Origin of the sequence: Peptacetobacter sp., from assembly GCF_029264495.1 — a bacterium.
Lineage (GTDB): Bacteria > Bacillota > Clostridia > Peptostreptococcales > Peptostreptococcaceae > Peptacetobacter.
In genome coordinates this window covers 1-20,514 of the sequence record NZ_JARIBH010000045.1, presented here as the reverse complement: position 1 = coordinate 20,514, position 20,514 = coordinate 1, and the positions used below count along the sequence as shown (strand labels likewise).

Genomic DNA, 20,514 nt, shown 5'->3' with positions numbered 1-20,514 from the left:
ATTAAATTTTATATCTTTATTTAATAAAATCAATGTATATAAAAAATAAACCACATTATGAGATTACAATTAAATCTAAAATGCGGTTTATTTTTGCTAATCAGATTGTATTTAAAGTTTTTAGACTATATATTACATATACTGCTTGTATGTATTTTTCCAATTTTTCATAAAGTTTTATGATAGTAAATAATCTTTTAATTCATCTACAGAGTTTACTATTTTCAGTGGACTTGCTTTTTCTAATTCCTCAAGAGATCCGTATCCATAAGAAACAGCTACACATAAAAGTCCGTTTAATCTAGCTCCAAAGATATCATGCTCCTTATCACCAACCATCAATACATCTTTTTTATTTTCATCATTGATATTTAATCTTTTTAAAGCTTCAAAAATAACATCAGCTTTTTCTGAAATTTTACCGTCTAGAGTTGCTCCTACAATTTCATCAAAATAATTATCTATTTTAAAATACGATAATATTTGTCTTACAAATTTTTCTGGCTTTGAAGATGCTATAGAAAGAGTAAATCCTTTTTCTTTTAGAGCTTTAAGCATATTTTCTATATTTGGGTATAATTTATTTTCAAATATTCCTATAGTAGAAAATCTTTCTCTATAATATTTTGTAGCTTTTTCAGCTTCTTCTTCAGTCATGTTAGAATAAGCCATAAATTGACTTACAAGGGGAGGACCTATGAACGATTTTAATTTTTCTATATTTTTTTCTGCTTTTCCCATTTTTTCAAGAGCATACCGTACGCAGTTTATAATTCCTTCACCTGATTCTGTTAAAGTTCCATCTAAATCAAATAATATTATTTTCTTCATATTTTAGTACCTCGTTATCTTAGATTTTTATAAATTCTATATTTTAAAATTATATACTATATTAATCATAATATAAATTTCTTTTCTAAATAAATATAACTCTAGATAAATATAACATATATTTTTAAAATTTCATATATTAAATAAATCTTTATTAAAACTATAAAAAAGCACATAAATAACTTTTGAAATTCATATATTTATGATATTTTATAGTATATAATATAAATTTTATATCTCAGGAGGAACTTTATGTGTACAGCAATAACTTATAATACAAATGATCATTATTTTGGTAGGAACTTTGATTATTTAATGTCGTATGGTGAAAATGTAGTAGTAACACCAAGAAATTTCCCATTTAAATTTAAAAAAATAGAAGATATAGATAATCATTATGCTTTTATTGGGATAGCAGCTGTTTTTGACAATTATCCATTATATTATGATGCAACAAATGAGAAAGGTCTTAGCATTGCAGGACTTAATTTTCCAGGTAATGCTTATTATAATACAAAAGAAGTTGATGGTAAAATAAATATTTCTCCATTTGAACTTATACCTTGGTTGCTTAGTAAATTTGAATCTGTTAAAGAAGCTAGACCTTATCTAGAAAATTTAAATCTTATGGATATTAATTTTAGTGAAAGTTTACCTTTAGCACCTCTACACTGGATTATCTCTGATCAAAATGAAAGTATAGTGATGGAAAGTGTTAAATCAGGACTAAAAATATACGATAATCCTTTAGGAGTACTTACTAATAATCCTGAATTTGAATATCAAATGTTTAATTTAAATAATTATCATAATATATCTAAAAGAGATCCTGAAAATCTATTTTCAGAAAAAATCACTTTAGATACTTATTGTCGGGGAATGGGAACTATGGGTATGCCTGGAGATTTATCTTCAATGTCTAGATTTGTTAGAGCTTCTTTTGCAAAATTAAATTCTGTATCAGAAACATCAGAAGGAGAAAGTGTAGGTCAATTTTTCCATATTTTAAGCTTTGTAGAACAGTTAAAAGGTCTTTGTATCACTTCAGGTAGTAATTATGAATATACTATTTATTCATCTTGTTGTAATATGGATAAGGGAATTTATTATTATAGAACTTATAAAAATAGTCAAATTAATGCTATTGATATGCATAAAGAGGATTTAGAAAGCTCTAATTTAAGTGTATATCCACTAATTAATGAACAAAATATAAAATTTGTTAATTAAATTTGTTAAATCAAATTTGGAGGGAATTATTATGAATAATTATCCAACTTGGACTAGTTTTTATATGGAGTTTGCAAACACATTATTAAAATATAAAAATAATAGAAAAGAGCTTATCGAAAAAATTACAAGTGTATATAATAGAAATAATATTTCTTTACCTACATTAGAAAAAGATAGAAATATAATAGACATAGATCCATTCACAGTATTTGGACTATTCAATAAACAAATAAGTTTGCGGAATAGAATCCGTATAATTGAAGGGCTAGCAAAAGAATTTTCAATATCTGTAAAAACTCCAGAATCATTTGCTGGAATACCTTTTTTAAATAATCTTGGAGCTGTATTTTATAAATTTATAGATGAAAGAGGTAGTTTAGATATTCAAAATCTTTGGAATGTATTTGAAGCAGCCCTTGAATATGCAAATACTCATTCTAAAAAGAGTAGAGAAAATCTGATAAATTACTATAATAAAGCCTTAACACAAAAGGGTATTAAATGGAACTTAACTATGGGATTGTTTTGGATTAGACCTTTTGAATATATAAATTTAGACTCTATAAATCGTTGGTATTTATCAAACCCTAATAATATGCCAAAAGAATTTATAGATAAAGCAAATAATTTTAAATTCGTATTCTCTGGAGAAGATTATTTAAATTTATGCAGCGAGTGTAGAAAATTTTTAGAAAATGGAAATTATAGTTATAATAATTTTCCTGAATTATATAGAGTTGCATTTGCACTAGCAGAAGAAATAAATGCAGAAAAGAAAAGATTAGAAGATGAGGATAGAGAAGAAGATAAATATTCATTAAATGATTATAATAAAGAATGTGATAATAAATCTATCTCAAAAAACTTAGAAGATGATTATACAACTAAAAAAATATATACAGAATTAGATTTTCTCAATGAGGTTTATTTAGACGAAGAGAAGTATTATATTCTTAAGAATCTTCTCCTACATAAGAAAAACATTATACTTCAAGGACCTCCAGGAGTAGGAAAGACCTTTGCAGCAAAAAGACTTGCATACTCAATAATTGGAGAAAAAGATTCTAATAGAGTAATGACTATACAATTTCATCAGAATTATAGCTATGAAGACTTTATGATGGGATTTAGACCTAATGAATGTGGATTTAAGCTTAAAAAAGGACCTTTCTACAACTTCTGTAAAAAAGCAGAACAAGATCCTAGTAATGAATATTTCTTTTTAATTGATGAAATCAATAGAGGGAATCTAAGTAAAATATTTGGTGAGCTTTTTATGCTTATGGAAAATGATAAAAGAGGGACTGAGATAAAACTGCTTTACTCCGATGAGTTGTTTTCAATTCCTAAAAATTTATATATAATAGGAATGATGAATTCAGCAGATAGAAGTCTTGCTATTATCGATTACGCTCTAAGAAGAAGATTTGCATTTTTTGAATTTGAAGCAGCTTTTGAATCTGATGGATTTAAAAAGTATCTTGAAGAAAAAAGTAATGATAAACTTTATAAACTTATTGAAACAGTTAAAAGACTTAATAATGATATTAAAAATGATGGTTCTCTTGGAAAAGAATTTTGTATAGGACATAGTTTCTTCTGTTTTAATGATATTGTTGATGATTATTTATTAAAATCAGTTGTAGACTATGAGATAATACCTCTATTAAATGAATACTGGTATGATGAAATTGATAAGGTTGAAGAGTGGAGCTATTTACTTCATGATGCGATAAAATAATATAATTACTGGTGAAATAAAATGATAAAAATACAGAACATATATTATATGCTAGCATATGCCTTTCAAATTCTAAAAAGTGATGCATATTCATTTTGTGAGACAGAAGAATTTGAAAATGCAGCTGATTTATTAGCAACTATTCTTGAGAAAGGAATTTCTATTCAAATCAAGAAACAAGGATTAAAAAGAAATTATGTAGAATCTACAGATGCATATAATTATATAAAAGGGAAGATTGATATTTCAGAATCTATTAAAAGTCAAAATATAATAAATCATCAATTAGTTTGTAATTTTGACAACTTTTCATTAGATTGTTATGCAAATAGGATTTTAAAAACAACTATACAAATACTTATCAAATCAAATATTAAATCACATAGGAAAAAGTCTTTAAGAAAGCTTTTATTATATTTTAAAGATGTTAGAAGTTTGGATACTAGGAACATTAAAAGAATAAACTGGAATATGAAGTTTAATAAAAATAATCAGAGTTATCAGATGCTTATTTCTATATGTTATCTAGTTTTAAATGGACTTATTCAAACAACTACAGAAGGCTCTACAAAGCTTTTAAACTTCCTTGATGAACAAAGTATGAGTAGACTTTATGAAAAGTTTATCCTTGAATATTATAAAAAACATTACCCTGAATTAAATCCTTCTGCATCATATATAAATTGGATAATAGATTATGGTAGAGATAATCTATTACCCATTATGAAATCAGATATAACATTAACTTATGGTAACAATATTTTGATTATAGATGCTAAATATTATAGTCATACAACGCAAGTAAGGTTTGATAAACATACAATTCATTCTAATAATTTGTATCAAATTTTTACTTATGTGAAAAATAAAAATAGTATTGATAAAACTGTATCTGGAATGATTTTGTATGCTAAAACTGATGAATTAATTCAGCCTGATAGTAGTTATATTATGAGTGGAAATAGAATAGATATTAGAACATTGAATCTTAATTGTGAATTTTGTGAAATACAAAAACAACTCGATGAGATAGTCCATACTTTTTTTGAATAAAAATAAATTTATAAGCAGCATCAGATATATTATTATAATGTATATGATATAATAAGGAGATTATTATGAATGACGAAATAATTTGTTATTGCTCTAATGTAACAAAGAAAGAAATTATATCGGCTTTAGATAACGGTGCAAAAACTCTTTCAGATATAAAAAAAGTTACTGGAGCATGCACCAAAGGATTGTGTAAAGAAATGAACCCAAAAGGAACATGATGTGCAAAAGATATAATGCAAGTTATTGCAGAGTATAATTTAAATAATAAAAAAGAATATAAACAATTAGATTTATAAAAAAGAGTAGAGTAGCCTAAAAGTTGGTTACTCTTTCTATTTAAAGAAATTAATAAGGTATATTATAAATTTTAAAGTGTATAAAAATAATTTTAGCCTGGTCTTTATCAATTATTTCATAAAGATCCAGGCTATTTTCGATTATAACTTTCTGCGTTCATTTTATTTTCCTCTTATAATTTTTCGATAAAATCGATTTTGTAAATTAAATATTATTAATAATAATATATTATTAAACTGCTTTTGCCATTAAGTACATAGCTGGGAATATTATTAATGCAGAACATACAACTTTTGCAGATAATGCTAACATAGTGTTACCTCCTTGATATTATTTTCTCTTATCTTATAAATATATTATATCAACTTATTTCAAAAAATGCAATATTATTTTATTATATTTCATTTTTTAATTTTTTTTGCACAAAAAGATAATTGTTTATATATTGTATACAAGTAGTTTACTATTTTACCTTAAAATGATGTAAATAAACATTGAAATTCTAACATTTTATAATTATAGTGAAAATGTTAGAATTATTATTTTTTTAGTTTGATTTATAATTTAAATTCTTTTTTTATGCAGGTGATAATATAAATAGATATCTGTATTTTGAATAATAAAAATTTGACAATTTATTTGATGAAAGTTTAAAGACTTAAATATTTATTTTTTGAAGTATATTTATAAAAAGATTATAAATATAAATATATTATATATATATAATTATATTCAATAAAAATTTAAGTTACAATTATAAAAATATTATATATTCATAATAAAAGATTATAAAATAAATCTAAAACACATATATACAATATTTAATCATATCAATAAATAAAAAAATATCTTTATTTATAGATATTTTAAAATATATTTTAAAATATATTATTATAAACTTTTAGAATTTATTTATTTACTTATAGAGAAATACATGTTAGACTAATAAATAGGTATAAAATTTTTTTTCATTTTTTATACCATCCTTTATTATACAATAGGATTACTCATAAGAGTAGTCCTATTATTTTTAATACTAACTATTCATTAAATGTATATTTTCAGAATAGTTAGTATTGGATTGATTTATTTGTAAAATCCTTTAATATATATCCTTATAATTTCTCTTTCATACATTTTATTTATAAACTTATTATTATTTACATAAGATAAAATTTAACTTTATATATTCTTATTTCTTCACAATATATCTATAATTATATATAATTTAATATATAATTACATGAAATTTGTTTATCATAATAATATAAATCAAATCAATTTTATTTAGTTTAAGGAGGTAAATTTATGAAAATACATAATAAATCAAGTCGTCCAGATAATATTGTTATAAGAGATAATAAAAAAATAGAAAAATGTCTTGAAATACAAACTCAATTACCCGATTTTATGAAAGATTATTTTATATATCTTAAAGGATCTGTGTCTGTTTCAAGTAGGCTTGCATATCTTGAAGATATTCTTTTTTTCTGTCATTATCTAGTTGAATCTGGAGAACTAACGAATGCAAAAGAAACTAAAGATATCACATTAGAAGACTTTGATAACATAAAAGCAAGAGATATAAATTTATTTTTAGGTGAATATTGTAGTAGATATTACAAGGAAATTAGAAATACAACTATGATTTTTGAAAATAACAATCGTGCATTAGCTAGGAAAAAATCATCTCTGTCTACTCTATTTAAATTTTTATATAGAAATGAGCAACTTAAAGAAAATATAACTGATGGATTTAATCCTATAAAACTTCCTAAACCCCAACCAGACGCTATAAAAAGACTTGAAATAGATGAAGTTGCTATAATGTTGGAAGCTGTTGAAACAGGTGAAGGACTAACTGAGCGTGAAAAAATATATTGGAAAAAAACTAAACTTAGAGATAAAGCTATTTTAGCATTATTTGTAACTTACGGTCTTAGATTAAATGAATTAAGAGAACTTAATATATCTTCTTTTAATTTTTCTCGTGGCGAATTTACTATCTTTAGAAAACGTGGTAAAGAAGTTTTAATGCCTATAAATAAAACTTGTGAGCATGTAGTATTGGATTATATAGAACATGAAAGACCAAGTAATGAATCTATTCAAGAAGAATATAAAGATGCTCTGTTTTTATCTTTGCAGAAAAAAAGAATGACTGAAAGAGCTATAACTTCCCTAGTAAAAAAATATACGTCTATTTCTATGTCTACTAGTAGAGATAAAGGATATAGTCCTCATAAGCTTAGAGCAACAGCAGCAACTTCTCTAATTCAAAATGGATTTACTATTTATGATGTTCAAAATTTATTAGATCATGATAATGTTACTACAACTCAATTATATGCAGCACATAAGAAAAATGTTAAAAGAGATATTGTTAAAAACTTTGAATGGTTAGATGATGAAAATAATGATGAAGAAAAATAAAAAAGAACACTTGCTCGACGAATAAATGTTTGTATACTACTATTAAATATGATATTATATAGTTATAAATATATATTTGACTTTATTAAGAAAAATATTAAAAATAGTCAACTTGCTTAATGTAAGTTAGCTATTTAATTTTATAAAGTGATTAAATAAAGAAATGAGGAATTAATATGTATTCAAATTTAACCGAAAAACAACTAGCAATACTAGAGTTCATAAAATCCGAAATTTCTAAGAAAGGTTATCCACCTGCAGTTAGAGAAATTTGCAATGCAGTAGGACTTAAATCAACATCTACTGTGCATTCTCATCTTAATAAATTAGAAAAATTAGGTTATATTAGAAAAGACCCTACTAAGCCAAGAGCTATAGAAGTTTTAGATAAAGCTAAAGATGATGAAGGTATTTCAGGACTTCACCAAGAAATGATAAACCTTCCTCTTATAGGTCAAATAACTGCTGGTGAACCAATATTTGCTGAACAAAATATTGAAGAGTACTTCCCTCTTCCAGCAGCTCTTATAAAAGGTAAAGATAATTTCCTTCTTAGAGTTAAAGGTGAAAGTATGATTAATGCAGGTATATTAGATGGTGATTATGTAGTTGTCGATAAGAAAGATATCGCTACTAATGGTGAAATTGTCGCTGCATTAGTGGAAAATGAAAAAGCCACAATTAAAACTTTTTACAGAGAAAATGGTAAAATAAGATTACAGCCAGAAAATGACTTTATGGAGCCATTTATATTTGACGACTCTGAAGTTCAAATAATTGGTGTAGTAACAGGTGTTTTTAGAGTTTTTAAATAACAGTATTACAATTTAAATTAAAAAAATAAAAAGTACTCGATTGAAGAGTACTTTTTTGTTTGGATATTATTCTATTATTTGTACATTATTCTATATTATAAATATTTTTTTATTAAATAAATAAGAAATAGGATTTTCAAAATCCATTTAAATCATAAGATTATCTATTGAATTTATAACATCATACCCATTACGTATAAATCATAATATTTACCATTTAGTAAAGTTGAATTCTTAAGACATCCTTCAAACTCGAATCCAAATTTAAGATAAAGTGAAACAGCTTTTGTATTATCAGCTCTTGTATCAAGTTTTAATCTAGTTGTAATTCCATTACCTTTAGCCCATTCGATTAATCTTTCTATAAGTTCTGTTCCTATTCCTTTTCCTTGATATTTTTTAGCTACAACTATTCCTAGCTCTCCTTCATGTCTTGATTTTATCTTATGACTAGAACTTATAGTAGCTATTCCTGCTATTTCATCTCCATCCATAGCCATAAGCATTATATTTGTCTTATTTCCTTCAAGAGATTTTATAGATGCAATCTGATCTTCTACACTACAAGGATATTCATCTTTTTCAAAACTTAAATAACTAGTTTCTCCACCTACAAAATTGTAAAATTCAACTATCTTCTGTGCATCTTCTACAGAAGGATTTCTGTAAACTATATTTCCCATATTCTCTACCTCCAGGTAATTAAGTAATACTTTATTTAGTTAATTAATTAAAATATTCTATAAATATTATATCAAAAGAAAATAAAAAAGAAAATAAAAAAGAGTTTTCACTAAATGAAAACTCTTTTTTATTAGTCTATTTCGTTGTTTATACAATTAAAATGATGATGATTGAACTTTTCTCTATATTTATTATTTACAAGGAATTCATATGCATTAAAGAATGATACAGCAAAGATTATTCCTACAAATGTATCAAATATTCTTAAAAGAATAGCAGATTGAACTCCATATATTCCACTAGCCAACATTAAGGCTCCGAAACAGTTCATAGCTGTTTTATATTTATAATCTGTACAGAATCCTAATAAGAATCCACCTAAAGGACCTATTACTATGTGTAAATTGCTAGGTATTATTGAATAAATTATATAAAAGGCAATTGAACCAGCAAAAACTCCTGCCACTCTTTGTAAAAAGCGTTCGTTTATTTCAGGATTTTCACTATGATCTGAAAGTAAAGAACCACAAGCAAATCCAGCCCACATAAATCTTTCTAAACCAAAGAATGAGCCTAATATTAATATAAGTGCTATACCAAGAGACATTCTTATTTGCCATTGATGTTTTTGATTATATAAACTAAACTCAGCTAATTTATCTTTGAATTTTATATCCTGATGTTTATGTCTATGTTTAACAAAGAATATAATTCCACATATAGTTAACCCTACACACATTAATAAAAATCTATTCCAAAATACTTTACCAGCAACAGGATTGCCTGATAAAAATATATATGCAAAATTAAATAATCCTCCATTACCCATTTCTGGTCTATCACAAGTTATTAATAATATTGCAAAGAATGATAAGAAATGTATGATAAATCCTAAAACTGGATTTACATAGTATGCTAAAACTGGCGAAATTAACAATAATAAAAATACTATTGTTAAATTTAGTATAGAATCTTGTATGCAATAGCCAAAATCTACAAATCTTACACCAAGTAGTATACAGAATATAGATACTGCCATACAACTATTTTCACTACCAAAAACAGATGTAAGTGGAGCTATAAAAGCTATAGCGAATAAAACTATTAACAATGAACGTAATCCCATTCCAAATTTTAATCTTTTTATTTCTTTTTTATCATCTGTATTTCTAATTAATCCTTTTATTACAGCAGGATCTTTTTGAAGTATTTCATAAAATGACATTTGTAATCCTCCTTTAATTTATAAAAACTTTATAAAATTATGTTAATTTAAATTCATTTTAATATTAATTGTTTTTAGCTAACATTACTAATTATATCAATTTAAAATATTTTGTCAAGATAAGAAAATACTTTAATAATAGTCTATTTTTTATCAAAGTTTAAACTATAAATTAAAAATTAGCTTTTTCTATTTAAATATAATAAAAGGAAGAAATATAGTATTTATATTAATAACTATATCTCTTCCTTTTTTATATTATTTATATATCTTATTTAATGTCTATAAATTTATACATTTTCATCAAATTCATAAAGAACAACTTCATTTGATTTTAAAGTTTTCTGAACATCAATTACTCTTTGATTTTCAGAACCTCTATATTTCAAATTAATATTCCTTTTTTCATTATCAAAACGACCATCTACTAAAATATCTATATTTTCTAATATAGCTCTTCTCTTTTCATCTTCAAGAATCTGTTCTAAAAGATATCCAGACCAAAGCCATATATTTTTTCCTGTTTCTTCTTTTATTCGTTTTAATAAATTAGGGAGACAGTCATCCATAACTTGCTGCATAGGTTCTCCACCAAGAATATTAACTCCAACTACATTATCATTTTTTACATAAGATACAAATAAATCTTCTTCATTAGAAGTCCACTCTTTACCAGCTGAAAAATCCTGTAAATCCTTATTAAAGCACCCTGGACAGTTATGTGTACAACCAGTAACAAATAATGTAGTTCTTACTCCTGGAGCATTAGAAACGTCAAATTTTCTTATTTTTTCATATCTCATAGACTAATCATCTCCTATAAATGAAGAACTCTGTCTCCGATTTCTTGAGTACGACCTTTATTCCAGAAATTAGTTCCAATATATCCACAAGTTCTTCTCATTACCTGCATATCAGATTCATCTCTATTTCCACAAGAAGGACAATACCATTCAAGATTTCCATCAAGTTTTATTTCTCCGGTATATCCACATTTATAACAAACATCTGGTTTAGTATTTATTTCAGCATACTGAATATTATGATATATATAATTTATCACTTGTTCAACTGCTTCTATATTTCTACTCATATCTGGAACTTCTATATAAGAAATACATCCACCAGAACTTATCGCATGGAACTGTGATTCAAATTTTAATTTACTAAAAGCATCTATTTCTTCACAGACATTTACATGATAACTATTAGTATAATATAGCTTATCTGTTACATTTGGAATTTCTCCAAATTTTTGTTTATCTATTCTACAGAATCTGTACACTAAGTTTTCAGCAGGAGTTCCATAAAGACCAAATCCAAGTCCTGTTTCTTCTTTCCACTGATCGCATTTTTCTCTCATATGGTTCATAACTTCAAGTGCAAATTTTTCACCTTCTGGAGTAGTATGACTAACACCAAGCATTGCTTGAACCATTTCATATATACCAACATATCCTAAACTTAAAGTAGAATATCCATTTTCTAATAATTTATCTATTTTTTCATCTTTATCTAATCTTGCTATTGCTCCATGCTGCCAATGTATAGGAGAAACATCAGATAAAGTACCTTTTAGCATTTCGTGTCTAACTAAAAGAGCTTCTTTACATAAATCAAGTCTCTTATCTAATATATTCCAGAATAAATCCATATTTTTATCAGCAGTTATTGCTATCTGAGGTAAATTAAGAGATATTACCCCTTGATTAAATCTTCCATACCATTTATAATTTCCATTTTCATCTTTATAAGGACTTAAATGACTACGACATCCCATTGGTGGGAAAGTATTTCCTTCATAATTACTTCTCATTATTTTAGCACTCTGATAATCAGGAACTAATCTTTTTGCAGTACATTCAGCTGCTAATTTAGTTATTCTATCGTATTTTCCACCTTCAAGACAGTTATGTTCATCTAAAAGATAAACTAATTTAGGGAAAGCTTCACCTATTGGCTGACCTTTGTAATTTTTCATACCCTCTAATCTCTGAGTTATCATTTCTTCACAAATTAAAGCCATTTCATATTCATATTCACTGCCTTCTTCTATTTCAAGATAAATAGTAGCAAAAGGAGCTTGTCCATTAGTAGTCATTAATGTAGATAATTGATATCTTATAGTTTGAACACCATCTTTTAAATCTTTTAGCATCATATCATGTGCTATATCTTTTGCTAATTCTTCATTATTATATTTTTCCATATACATTTTATAGAATTTATCATAAGTTCTTCTTAAATAAGGAGCTAGATGTTTTATAGTTATACTCTGTCCTCCATACTGATTACTTGCTACCTGTGCCATAATCTGTGTAGTAACTGTACATGCAGTAGAGAATGATTTTGGAGATTCAACCATTTTTTCATTAATAACTGTTCCGTTATCTAACATATCTTGTATATTTATAAGACAACAGTTAAATATTGATTGAAGAGTATAATCCATATCATGCCAATGTATAGCACCTTCATCATGTGCTTGTACTATATGAGGTGGAATTAATTTTCTTCTCGCTATATCTTTTGAAACTTCTCCTGCAATAAGATCTCTTTGAGTTGAAGCTATTATTGAATTTTTATTTGAATTCTCTTTTAAAATATCTTCATTTGTCTTTGATATTAATCCAAGTATATTATCATCTGTAGTATTTACATGTCTTTTAAAAGACTGAACCGCTCTATACCCTTCATAAGCTCGTGCTGTTTCTTGCTGCCCATAATGAATTAATCTTTCATAAACATATACTTCTATTTGATGTATCGTAGGTGTAGGTTTAAAGTTTTCAAAATGTTTTTCTGCATCTACTGATATATTTAAAGCTATTTCAGGTATATATATACCACTTCCATTTTTCATAGCTTTTAAAATCGCTGTTTCTATTTTGGTTTTATCAAAAGGAACTGTACTACCATCTCTTTTTATAACCTTCATCCAATTTTCCTCCCTTTTTAACTTTACTTTCTTTTTTTCATACTAATATATTATATCAGAAATTATCTATAAAGATATTTTAAAATTTTTTCTGAAAATTTATAATGTATTGAATAAATGCTTTTACACTCAAAATTAATTCTAAATTTATATCTCATAGATAACTATTATATTAAATACCCAGTAAAAGCACTTAAAATCATGTATAAATTGTACAATTTACTATTTTTTTCTGTATATATTGCAATTAAATATGTGTAGAAGTTAAAAATTTTTTAAAAAAATTTAACTTAATTTTACTAATTTTTATAACTATTGAAATTCCAATTATTCTATTTAATATATTTTTTTACAATTAATTTACATAATAAAAAAATCTGCAATTGATATGCAGACTTTTTAAAAATAAATTTAATACAAATATTGCTTTGTATTTTAAATATTTATACTAACATAAAAAAATACTTTATTAGCTTCCTTATTATAATATTATACTTTTACAAAATACCAAAAATACCAAGTATAATAGGGACTAAAATACCAGGCAATAAATTTGCTATCTTTATATCAGTTGCTTCTAAAAGATTAAGACCTAAACCTACAATCATTAAACTTCCAACAGCAGTCATTTCTGCTATTACAGGTTGACTTAAGATACCTGAAAGAAAAGATGCACAAAGAGTAATTCCACCTTGATATATTAAAACTGTAACTGATGAAAAAATAACACCTATTCCAAGCGATGCTGAAAAGATTATAGAACTTACTCCATCTAAAACAGTTTTAGCATATATTGTATCATAATTTCCAGATAATCCAGCTTGCATAGCTCCTACTATAGACATCGCTCCTACACAATACAATAAACTTGAAGTAACAAACCCTTCTGCTATTTTATTTTCATTTCTATTACCCTTATTAAACTTATTCTGTAAAGTATCTCCTAACTTGTTAATCCATTTATCAATATCTATAAGCTCACCTATAAAAGCTCCTACAGACATAGATACAATAGTTATAATTATATTTTTACCTTCTAAAGCTCCAGAAAAACCTATAAACATTGCACAAAGTGCAAGTCCATTCATTATTGTCTTATTAAATCTCTCTGGAATACCACCTTTTATAAAAAAGCCTACTATACATCCTAATATTATTACTCCACTATTAATTAACGTTGCTATCATTTAAAACTCCTATAATTCTATTTCATTTAAAGTAACACCAATATGATTTAAATATTTTTTCAAACCTTCTAAAGAAATTGTTACAGTCTTATAATTCACATTTGGATGGAAATTTAAAAGTTCTCCTGTCAAAAGACCTTTTTCTATATAAAGCTCTACAACCCTATCTTCATCATTTATAAGAGAAAAAGGATTTACACTTCCTGGAACTAATTTCAAAACTTTCATTAATCTATCTTCTGAAGCAAAAGAAAGGTTTGTACTTCCTATAATTTTCTTTACTTCTTTAAGATTGACTGCTTTTTCATCACCTGCAACTATAAGATAGTATTTATTTCCTTTTGCATTTCTAAGGAACAAGTTTTTTGCATGAAAACCTGGTGCTTGCTCTTTGATTTTATTAAGATCTTCAGCAGTATACAGTGGCTCATGCTCTACAACTCCATAATCAATACTAAGCTCATCTAATACATCGTATATTTTTTGTTCTATTTCTATAGGTTCTGTTTGATATATTTTTTTCATAAAAATGCCTCCAAACTTTGAAATTTAAAATTTATTCTTTAGTTAAATTTTAACATACTCTAACAAAAATTAAAAAGAATTTAATTCAATTTATACACTATTCAAAAAAATAGGATATTACATAAACTTAATTTATAAATGTAATATCCTTAATTATTAAAATTAATTAAATTATTTATTTTTTATAAGATTTTTTTCTATCAAGAAATCTCTAGCAACATCTGATGGTTTTTGTTTTAATTCATCTACTCTATAATTTAAATCAATCATAGTTTCTTCATTTAAATACTTACCTAACTTGTCTAAAAGCTTTTCTACTTCAGGAAAATCTTCTTTAACTCTGTCATTTGTAACAGGTATAGCATTATATGGTAAGAAGAATTGTTTATCGTCTTTTAATATTTTTAAATTAAATTTTTTAATAAGCCCATCAGTTGAATAAGCATCTATAACATCACTTTCTCCATTCATAAGAGCAGCATATCTAGGAGAACCATCTATAGGTACAATTTCTTTAAAATTTATAGGATATGCTTTTTTCAATCCTACTAAACAGTCTTTTCTTTCAACAAAAGTAAGTGTTGGAGAAAAAACTAATTCATCAGATACTTTTGCCAAATCACTTATAGTATTTAAATTATACTTTTCAGCAGTTTCTTTTTTCACTGCTAATGTATATGTATTGTTAAATGCAAATGATTTTAGTACATTTAAATCATATTTTGATTTCATTTCTTTTTTGACAGTATCATAAACTTCTTTGACATTACTATTTGGTTCTTTTCCTAACACACTTCCATAAATAGTACCTGTATAATCAACATATAAATCGATATCTCCTCCTCTTATAGCATTTAATACTATTGAAGATGCTCCAAGAGATAATGATTGATTTACTTTTATATCAGTATTATCTTCAATATAATACTTTAATATATAATTTAAAGTTTCCTGTTCGGTAAAATCCATACTTCCTATTGTAATTTCTCTATCATAATTTTTTGATGTAAATATACTAAATACAAAACTTCCTAAAAGTCCGATACATAGTATAATAACAACAACCTTATCCATTATTTTTGAAACCTTATTTCTTTTTATAGTAAGTTGTAAATTTTTTGGAGTTACAACTCTTTCTAAAACAGAGAATATATAGTCTATCAATAATGCTAATATACAAGCAGGGACTGCACCTGCTAATATTTGAGCATTATTTACTGTACGAATACCAGCATACACTAAATATCCTAATCCTCCAGCACCTATAAATGCTGCAAGTGTCATTAATCCAACTGCTCCAACAGCACTTATTCTAACACCTGTCATTATTACTGGTGCAGCAAGTGGAATTTGAACCTTGTATAATAGTTGAAATTTATCAAGACCAATACCTTTTGCTGCTTCTATGGTATCCGGATTTATACCATTAAGTCCAGCTACCGTATTTTTTATAATAGGTAATAAAGAATATAGTGTAACCATAACTATAGCAGGTTTTGTTCCTATACCAAATAAAGGTATCATAAAACCTAAAAGAGCCATAGAAGGTATCGCTTGAACTATATTAGTCATAGCCATTATAGGTCTTTTAGCAAATTTAAAATAGGTTATAAATATTCCAAGAGGAACTCCTATTACAATAGCTATAAGAATTGCTATTACAGTTAGCTGAATATGTTCTACACATAAATTTAAAATCATAGAAGTATTTTGTTGTATATAATTTATAAAGTTGTTCATAATTATTCAACCTCACTTTCATCATATTTTCTAGAAAGTGCTGTAACTAGTGTACTTTTTGTTATAAGTCCAACTAGTTTTTCATTGTCTACAACAGGAATAGTATACATATTATTTTCTTTAGCTTTATTTAATACAGATATTATAGAATCTCTAGGTGAAACACAAATACAATTTTTATCCATAATATCCATAACTCTCTTATCTTTACTAAATTCTGATGCTACATCAGAAGCATCTACTTTTCCTAAAAATTTTCTATTTTCATCTATAACAATAACACTATCTACTCTAGATTCTCGCATAATTGTCTGAGCTTTTATAGCTTTAAGCCTACTTATACATACAATTGGATTTTCTATCATTATATCTTCAGCTTTTATTAAATCTGGAGAATCCCAAATACGTTTTTTACCTACAAAATTCAGAACAAAATCATTTGCTGGATTTTTTAATATTTTTTCAGGTGTATCAAATTGCTCGATTTTACCATTATTTAAAATACATATCCTATCAGCCAATTTTATAGCTTCTCCCATATCATGAGTAACAAACACTATAGTTTTTTTCATTTTATCTTGTAAAGTAACAAGCTCATCTTGTAGTTGATTTCTTGTTATTGGATCTAATGCACTAAAAGGTTCATCCATCAAAATAATATCTGGATTACTAGCAAAAGCTCTTGCAACACCTACTCTTTGTTGTTGACCTCCACTCATTTGAATAGGATATTTATCCATAAATTCATCTGGATTTAATCCTACCATCATTAAGACATTTTTTACATTTTCTAATAACTTTTTATTATCTTCCTTTTTTTCATTTCCATTTCTTTTTTTACCTTTATTTTTTAATTTTGGTATCAATTCTATATTTTCTCTTACTGTCATATGAGGAAATATACCTGTTTGCTGAATTACATATCCTATATTTCTTCTAAGTTCTATTTCATTTTCTTTACTTATATCTTTTCCATTTACATAAATAGTTCCACTAGAAGGATTGATTAGTCTATTTATCATTTTTAAAGCAGTTGTTTTTCCACATCCACTTCCTCCGATTATACAAACAAATTCACCATCTTCAATATTAAAAGATATATTATCCAGCACTTTTTTGTCTTTAAATGATTTTGAAACATCTTTAAATTCAATCATAACTGAACACTTCCTTTTTCTAATATTTGATTTTATTTTCTGTATATCTTATCATTTTTCAGAAAATTAATCAAATAAAATCATTTTTTACATATTAATAATTTTTTTATTTCTTTAATCTTTTATTAATAAAATAAATGTATTTCTCTTTTATTATCTATTTATATATGTATAAGTAAGAAAAAGTATATATTTTTCAAAAAATATTTATAGTAATTTAAATTTAACATAAGTGTAATTTTAAAAAATTATCCAAAAAATAAAACAAGAGTGCAAGATTTAATAATACAACTTGCACTCTTGTTGTGATTCAAATATAAAATTATATTTCTAATAATTCATAAATAGATATAGCATATATTTCTGATGCCTTTATTAAATTTTTGATATTAGCACGTTCATTTTCTTGATGTTCAGTTTTTTCATCAAATGGGAACATAGCACCAAAAGCAACGCAATTATCTAGTGCTTTTGCATATGTAGCACCTCCTGATGACATTGGAGTTCCATCAAGTCCTGTTTCTTTTTCATATACAGAAATCATTGTTTTTATAAGTGGAGAATTCGCTGAAACATAAAGAGAATTTAATCTATCAAATTCTTCGTATTTCAAATTGTAGTTTTCTATTTTTTCTTTAACTGCCTTTTCTAAATCTTCTATATTAAATTTTACAGGTATTCTTGAATCATATCCCAAAATAGATTCTTCTTCATTTATTATCAACTCTCCTAAATTTAGTGTAAGAGTTCCAGAAACATCATCTTTACAATTTGGTATTATCTTACTTCCTATTGAATCAGATAATTCTGCTACAAATTTTATAACATCAGAATCAACATCTAATTCATACAATGCTTTACAAAGTCTTTCTATAGCGTTAATTCCTTTATCCGCAGATGCAGAATGAACTCTTTTTCCTATTACAGTAATTTTATTTTCATTTTTTACATAATCAAAATTTAATTCATCTAGTTTTTTAGATAATTCATCAGCAAGATTTCCCTCATAAACAGCTTCTCCAGGAACAGCATTTAAAGCTCCTGATATTTTTAAATTTATATCAGAATTGCCCTTACCTTTAAGATAAAATTGAACTAAAGATTTTTCTGCATTTGTAACAGGGAAAGATGAATCTGGAGTAAATCCCATAGTAGGAATTTCTTCATTATTTTCTCTATATTTAGAAATACATCTCCATAAATTTTCCTCATCTCCACCTATTATAAATCTTATTCTCTTATTAAAATCAACACCAGAATCCAAAAGTGCTTTTACTGCATACATACAAGATACTACAGGACCTTTATCATCTTGAGTTCCTCTGCCATAAATATATCCATCTTTTTCTGTTGCTGAAAAAGGAGGATATGTCCATTTACTTTCATCTCCAACAGGAACAACGTCGATATGACCAAGTATCCCTATAAGTTCTTCTCCATCTCCAACTTCTGCATATCCATAGTATCCATCTTTATAGACAGTTTTAAACCCTAGAGATTTAGCTATTTCTAGAGTTTTTCTAAGAGCATCATCAATTCCTTTTCCAAAAGGCATACTGTTTGATACAGTTTTTTCATCAATTACACTGTCAATTTGAACTAATTCTTTAACAGAGTTTATCATTTTTTCACTATTTAAATTTATTAATTCTTTTATTCTATTTTTCATTATAAATTAAACTCCTTTTTAAATTTATTATCTATATTATATCATTGTTAAGTAGATTTAGTTAATATGTATAATTATTTTATCAACGCACATTTTATATGAATTTTAAATCATCTATTTGCAAATAAAAAAGAACTTCTTTACAGAAGTCCTTTTATTAGATATTATTTATTTTTATTAATTAAAATCCAAAATCTGTTGTTGAATAAATAACATATCCTTTAGCATATACTCCTACTCCAACATTATTAAAATTAGAATTCAGCATATTTCTATTGTGGCCTTCAGAGTTTTTCCAATTTTCAAAAGAATATTCAGCGAATTCTTTCGGAGTAAAATACATTCCTGAAGAATAGAATATATTTTCTCCACTTAATGCAACATTACCACCTTCATTAGGATATATTTTATCTATTAATTTTCCATCATATGTATGATCAAAATAATTAAAATCTGCCATATGTTTAGATTTTAAATATGACCATCTTTCTAATCCTTCTTCTGGATTTAAAGATTTAACATTGTGATTTTTTCTATGTTCATTTATTAATTTATAAAACTCTTTTCTGTATTCAGCTTGATATTCTTCTGAATTTATATCTAGTTTATTATCTGGTTTGTTATCTGGTTTGTTATCTGGTTTGTTATCTTCAACTTCTTTTCCATTAACTATTTTAGTTATTTGATTTACAATTGAATCAGAAAGCCCTCCTATAAGATTTACTTTTTTAGCTCCTTTAAGTACTGATTTATCACTTTTTTCTGATGTAAGAACTATTGGCTGTTTAGCAGCTGATGCTGTTAATGCATCTACTAATAGGTTCCCTTTTGCTACATTGAAGCTATCTGTATCTTTGTAAAATTTATTTATAACCATTTTATTAGTTTCGTATCTATCTTTTCCACCAATTCTTTTGGCACCACTTTTATTTTCTATCGATTTTGATATAACGCTAGTAGAGCCAATTATATAATCAGGTCTA

General features: G+C 25.7%; 17 protein-coding genes. 6 read left to right on the top strand and 11 right to left on the bottom strand.

Annotated elements, in window-relative coordinates:
- Window positions 1-177 precede the first annotated feature (177 nt).
- Complete coding sequence (locus Q1J78_RS04615) at window positions 178-831, bottom strand: HAD hydrolase-like protein (protein WP_300277471.1); 654 nt, start codon at window positions 829-831, stop codon at window positions 178-180.
- Window positions 832-1,083: 252 nt separating this feature from the next.
- On the opposite strand from Q1J78_RS04615, the gene bsh reads away from it, so the two are divergent.
- The 6 genes from bsh to lexA all read left to right on the top strand — a co-directional run bounded on the left by bsh (window position 1,084) and on the right by lexA (window position 8,406).
- Window positions 1,084-2,061: a choloylglycine hydrolase gene (gene bsh / locus Q1J78_RS04610; RefSeq protein WP_300277468.1), complete on the top strand. Its 978-nt coding sequence runs from the start codon at window positions 1,084-1,086 to the stop codon at window positions 2,059-2,061.
- Window positions 2,062-2,092: 31 nt separating this feature from the next.
- Complete coding sequence (locus tag Q1J78_RS04605) at window positions 2,093-3,805, top strand: AAA family ATPase (protein ID WP_300277465.1); 1,713 nt, start codon at window positions 2,093-2,095, stop codon at window positions 3,803-3,805.
- A 21-nt stretch (window positions 3,806-3,826) separates the two neighbouring features.
- Window positions 3,827-4,858, top strand: coding sequence for a 5-methylcytosine-specific restriction endonuclease system specificity protein McrC (gene mcrC / locus Q1J78_RS04600; protein WP_300277462.1), 1,032 nt, complete (start codon window positions 3,827-3,829; stop codon window positions 4,856-4,858).
- A 65-nt stretch (window positions 4,859-4,923) separates the two neighbouring features.
- Window positions 4,924-5,157 (top strand): (2Fe-2S)-binding protein, encoded by a 234-nt coding sequence (locus Q1J78_RS04595; protein WP_300277459.1) that lies wholly within the window; start codon window positions 4,924-4,926, stop codon window positions 5,155-5,157.
- A 1,309-nt stretch (window positions 5,158-6,466) separates the two neighbouring features.
- On the top strand, window positions 6,467-7,591 hold the full coding sequence (locus Q1J78_RS04590) for a tyrosine-type recombinase/integrase (protein ID WP_300277456.1): 1,125 nt from the start codon (window positions 6,467-6,469) through the stop codon (window positions 7,589-7,591).
- A 176-nt stretch (window positions 7,592-7,767) separates the two neighbouring features.
- On the top strand, window positions 7,768-8,406 hold the full coding sequence (gene lexA, locus Q1J78_RS04585) for a transcriptional repressor LexA (RefSeq protein WP_300277453.1): 639 nt from the start codon (window positions 7,768-7,770) through the stop codon (window positions 8,404-8,406).
- A gap of 173 nt (window positions 8,407-8,579) precedes the next feature.
- Here lexA and Q1J78_RS04580 read toward each other — a convergent pair whose 3' ends face one another.
- From Q1J78_RS04580 to Q1J78_RS04535, 10 genes are all read right to left on the bottom strand, one after another.
- Entirely contained in the window at window positions 8,580-9,089 is a 510-nt protein-coding gene (locus tag Q1J78_RS04580) for a GNAT family N-acetyltransferase (protein ID WP_300277450.1), read from the bottom strand.
- A 131-nt stretch (window positions 9,090-9,220) separates the two neighbouring features.
- Entirely contained in the window at window positions 9,221-10,315 is a 1,095-nt protein-coding gene (locus Q1J78_RS04575) for an FUSC family protein (protein WP_300277447.1), read from the bottom strand.
- Window positions 10,316-10,605: 290 nt separating this feature from the next.
- Window positions 10,606-11,118: an anaerobic ribonucleoside-triphosphate reductase activating protein gene (gene nrdG / locus Q1J78_RS04570; protein ID WP_300277444.1), complete on the bottom strand. Its 513-nt coding sequence runs from the start codon at window positions 11,116-11,118 to the stop codon at window positions 10,606-10,608.
- 14 nt (window positions 11,119-11,132) lie between these two features.
- Window positions 11,133-13,253, bottom strand: a complete 2,121-nt coding sequence (gene nrdD, locus Q1J78_RS04565) for an anaerobic ribonucleoside-triphosphate reductase (protein WP_300277441.1) — start codon at window positions 13,251-13,253, stop codon at window positions 11,133-11,135.
- Window positions 13,254-13,750: 497 nt separating this feature from the next.
- Window positions 13,751-14,440, bottom strand: coding sequence for a DUF554 domain-containing protein (locus Q1J78_RS04560; RefSeq protein WP_300277438.1), 690 nt, complete (start codon window positions 14,438-14,440; stop codon window positions 13,751-13,753).
- Between the two features lie 9 nt (window positions 14,441-14,449).
- Window positions 14,450-14,965, bottom strand: a complete 516-nt coding sequence (locus Q1J78_RS04555) for a prolyl-tRNA synthetase associated domain-containing protein (RefSeq protein ID WP_300277435.1) — start codon at window positions 14,963-14,965, stop codon at window positions 14,450-14,452.
- Between the two features lie 171 nt (window positions 14,966-15,136).
- On the bottom strand, window positions 15,137-16,705 hold the full coding sequence (locus Q1J78_RS04550; RefSeq protein ID WP_300277432.1) for an ABC transporter permease/substrate-binding protein: 1,569 nt from the start codon (window positions 16,703-16,705) through the stop codon (window positions 15,137-15,139).
- 2 nt (window positions 16,706-16,707) lie between these two features.
- A complete protein-coding gene (locus Q1J78_RS04545; RefSeq protein ID WP_300277428.1) occupies window positions 16,708-17,862 on the bottom strand; it encodes an ABC transporter ATP-binding protein in 1,155 nt (384 codons plus the stop codon).
- Between the two features lie 322 nt (window positions 17,863-18,184).
- Window positions 18,185-19,531 (bottom strand): Sapep family Mn(2+)-dependent dipeptidase, encoded by a 1,347-nt coding sequence (locus Q1J78_RS04540; protein ID WP_300277426.1) that lies wholly within the window; start codon window positions 19,529-19,531, stop codon window positions 18,185-18,187.
- A gap of 181 nt (window positions 19,532-19,712) precedes the next feature.
- Window positions 19,713-20,514 (bottom strand): cell wall-binding repeat-containing protein (locus Q1J78_RS04535; protein ID WP_300277422.1); only part of this gene is annotated, 802 nt, incomplete at its 5' end.